Raw genomic sequence first — 4,064 nt, 5'->3', positions numbered from 1 at the left:
ACCCCTGCCCCGGAAACACGAACACCGGACGGGCCTCCGGGGCCGCCGCGCCATCGCCGCGCACCACGCCCGCGGACACCCCGCCGGTGGCCAACGCCTCTAGGTGGCCCAGCAGTTGGGAGCGGTCCTCGCCCACCACCGCGGCGCGGTATTCGAAGGCCGACCGTCCGGTGGCGAGCGAGTGGCCGATGTCGGCCGGGGACGCCTCGGGGCGCTCACGCAGATGCGCCAGCAGCCGCTCCGCCTGCGCCCGCAGGGCCGCTTCGCTTCTGCCGGAGAGCGCCCAGGGGACGGCGGAGCCGCCGAGCGCGGTCCCGTCGAGCGCGGGGGCGTGCTCTTCCTCGTCCTCCGCGTCGGCCGGGGCCTGTTCGAGGATGACATGGGCGTTGGTGCCGCTCACGCCGAACGCGGACACCCCGGCGCGGCGCGGACGGCCACGCTCGGGCCACTCCCGGGCCTCGGCCAGCAGCTCGACCGCGCCGGAGGACCAGTTGACGGCCGGGGACGCCTGTTCGGCGTGGAGCGTCTTCGGCAGCGTTCCGTGGCGCAGCGCCATCACCGTCTTGATGACCCCGCCGACCCCGGCCGCCGCCTGGGTGTGGCCGATGTTGGACTTGAGCGAGCCGAGCCACAGCGGATGGCCGGAGGTGCGGCCCTTGCCGTACGTGGCGAGCAGCGCGCCCGCCTCGATGGGATCGCCGAGCGCCGTGCCCGTGCCGTGGGCCTCGACGGCGTCGATGTCGTCCACCGTGAGCCCGGCCGCGGTCAGCGCCGCCTCGATGACCCGGCGCTGGGCGGGGCCGTTGGGCGCGGCGAGGCCGTTGCTGGCGCCGTCTTGGTTCATGGCGCTGGAGCGCAGCACGGCGAGGACCGGGTGGCCGTTGCGGCGGGCGTCGGACAGCCGCTCCAGCAGCACCATGCCCGCGCCCTCGCCCCAGCCGGTGCCGTCGGCGCCCGCGGCGAAGGACTTGCAGCGGCCGTTGGCGGCGAGTCCGCGCTGATGGCTGAACTCGACGAAGACACCGGGGGTGGCCATGACCGCCACCCCTCCGGCGAGGGCCAGCGAGCATTCGCCGCGGCGCAGCGCCTGGGCCGCCAGGTGCATGGTCACCAGCGACGAGGAGCACGCGGTGTCCAGGGTGATGGCCGGTCCCTCGAGGCCGAGGGTGTACGAGATCCGGCCGGAGGCCACGCTGGAGACGTTGCCGATCAGCAGATGGCCCTCGACGCTCTGCGGGGCGTACTGCGGGTCTCCGCCGTACTGGAACGGGGCGAGCCCCACATAGACCCCGGCCCTGGTGCCCTTCAGCGAGAGCGGGTCGATGCCCGCGCGCTCGACCGCCTCCCAGGACACCTCGAGCAGCAGCCGCTGCTGCGGGTCCATGGCCAGCGCCTCGCGCGGGGAGATGCCGAAGAAGGCCGGGTCGAACTGGTCGGCGTCGTGGACGAATCCGCCCTCGCGGGTGTTGCAGGTGCCGGACCGGCCCGGGTCGGGGTCGTAGAGCCCGTCGGGGTCCCAGCCCCGGTTGGCGGGGAACTCCGAGACCGCGTCCCGGCCCTCGGCCACCAGCCGCCACAGGTCCTCAGGCGAGCGGACACCGCCGGGGAAGCGGCAGCCCATCGACACGATGGCGATCGGCTCCCGCTCGTCGGCCTCGATCCGCTCCAGCCGGTCACGGGCCTGCTTGAGGTCGGAGGAGACCCGCTTGAGGTAGGTGAGGAGTTTCTCTTCGTTCTCGTTCGCCATCAGGAAGCCCCGAATTCGTTGTCGATGAAGTCGAAGACCTCGTCGGCGGTAGCGGAGAGGAGGCCGGTGTCGGGGGACGGCCCACCGGTGGGTTCCCCGGGCGTGCCGCCCAACTTCGCCATGAGGTCGTGCAGACGCCCCGTCAGCCGGTCCCGCACCCCGTGGTCGGCCATCAGCTCCGGCAACAGCTCCGGCAGCGCGGATTCCCACCGGTCCAGGTCGTCGAGGAGGGTGTACGCGTCCGCCGGGCGGGCCGACGGCAGCTCGCCGCGGAGGTATTCGGCCAGTGGCGCGGGCGCCGGATAGTCGAAGACGAGGGTGGCGGGCAGGTCGAGTCCGGTGACGGCGGCCAGCCGGTTGCGCAGTTCGACGGCGGTGAGCGAGTCGAAGCCCAGTTCCTTGAACGGGCGGCCACCGGCGACCGCGTCCGACGAGGAGTGGCCGAGTACGGCCGCCGCCTGGGCGTGCACCAGGTCCCGCAGGGCCCGGTCCAGGTCCTCGCCCGGCAGGCCCGCGAGGCTCGCCAGGAAGGTGTCCGCCACCTCGTCCGGACCGGTGGTGTCGGGAGCCGCGGCGGTGGCGAGGGCGTCGCGCACCTCCGGCAGCCCGCCGATCAGCGGCCGGGGTCGCGCCGCGGTGAAGCCGGGGACGAAACGGTCCCAGCGCACATCGGCGAGGACGAGGGAGGTCTCCCCGGAGTGCAGCGCCTCGCTCAGCGCGGTCACCGCCAACTCCGGTGCCATCGCGGGCAGTCCACGGCGGCTCAGGTGCTCCGCCACCTCGCCGTGCTCGATCATGCCGTGGTCGGCCCAGGGGCCCCAGGCCACCGAGGTGGCGGGGAGACCGCGTGCCTCGCGGTGCTCGGCGAGGGCGTCCAGGTAGGCGTTGGCCGCGGCGTAGGCGCTCTGCCCGCCGCTCCCCCAGGTGGCGGCGATCGAGGAGAAGAGCACGAACGCCTCGAGGTGGTCCTGGTCCAGCAGCGCGTCCAGATGGGCGGCGCCCAGCACCTTGCCGTCGGCCAGCTCCGCGAAGTCGGCCACCGTACTGTCGGCGAGCTGGGCGAACTCCACGACGCCCGCGGCGTGGAAGACGGCGTGGACCGGGTCGCCCCCGGTGGTGATCCGGCGCAGCAGCGCCGCCACCTCGTCGCGGTCGCGGACGTCGCACGCCGCCACCGTCACCCGCACTCCGCCCTGGCCCAGCGCGATCAGCTCGTCGCGCAGTTCGGCGGCGCCGGGCGCCGCGGTGCCACGGCGACTGGTGAGCACGAGGTGTTCGGCGCCCGAGCGGGCCAGCCAGCGGGCGACCTGGGCGCCGAGCCCGCCGGTGCCCCCGGTGATCAGCGCGGTGCCGTGCGGTTTCCAGCTCTCCCGGGCCGGTGTCCGCAGCGGCGCCCTGACCAGCCGCCGGATGAACACCCCGGCATCGCGCAGGGCGAGTTGGTCCTCCGGGCCGCTGTCGCCCGCGATGCCGGAGAGCGCGGCGCACAGCCGGTCCGCCGTCCGTTCGTCAAGGTATCCGGGGAGGTCGACCAGACCGCCCCAGCGCTGGGGGTGTTCCAGGGCCACGACCCGGCCGAGGCCCCAGGTGGCGGCCTGTGCGGGGCTGCCGAGCGGATCGGATCCGCTCACCGAGACGGCGCCGGTGGTGGCGAGCCACAGCGGGGCGGCGATCCCCGCGTCGCCCAGCGCCTGGGTCAGTCCGACGTTGAGGGCCAGACCGGTGGTGAGCGAGCTGTGTTCGGGGTGCGGACCGTCGTCGAGGGCGAGCAGCGAGAGCACTCCGGCCGGTGTGCCACCGGTGTCCGCCTCGTGGCGCAGCCGCGCGGCGAGCGCGTCACGGCCGGTGGTGGCCACGGTGAGGGGTACGACGCGGGCCCCGCGCCGGTCGAGGGCGGCCGTTACGGCGGCGATCCGGGTGCCGTCCGCCCGGCTATCGGGCACGGCCACCCACCAGGTGCCGGAGAGCGGTGCCGTGCGCTCCTCGACGGCCACCGGGGACCAGGTGATGCGGTAGCGCCAGGAGTCCACGGTGGCTCGGTCGCTCTGGCCCCGGCGCCAGGAGGAGAGCGCGGGCAGCAGTTCGCCGAGCCGCGCCTGCTGGTCGATCTCCAGGGTGGTGGTCAGCGCCTCCAGGTCCTCGCGCTCGACCGCCTCCCAGAAGCGGGCCTCCACGGAGGACGCGTCCGTGGTGGTGGCGGTCGGCGTTCCCGGTGTGGCGGGGTCGAACCAGTAGCGCTGTCGCTGGAAGGCGTACGTGGGCAGCTCCACCCGCCGCGCACCCCGCCCGCCGAACACCGCCTCCCAGTCCACCTCGC

2 protein-coding genes are annotated in these 4,064 nt (G+C 74.6%); both read right to left on the bottom strand.

What is annotated here, in order from left to right; all coding sequences use genetic code 11:
- On the bottom strand, window positions 1-1,747 hold a 1,747-nt coding region (locus VT50_RS36030; RefSeq protein WP_143645328.1), incomplete at its 3' end, for a type I polyketide synthase.
- On the bottom strand, window positions 1,747-4,064 hold a 2,318-nt coding region (locus VT50_RS36025), incomplete at its 5' end, for an SDR family NAD(P)-dependent oxidoreductase (RefSeq protein WP_143645327.1). The genes VT50_RS36025 and VT50_RS36030, both read right to left, overlap by 1 nt.

This window comes from Streptomyces antioxidans (assembly GCF_000968685.2).
Taxonomy (GTDB): Bacteria; Actinomycetota; Actinomycetes; order Streptomycetales; family Streptomycetaceae; genus Streptomyces; species Streptomyces antioxidans.
Note: the sequence above shows the minus strand (reverse complement) of the source record. Positions and strands in the feature narration are given on the sequence as shown.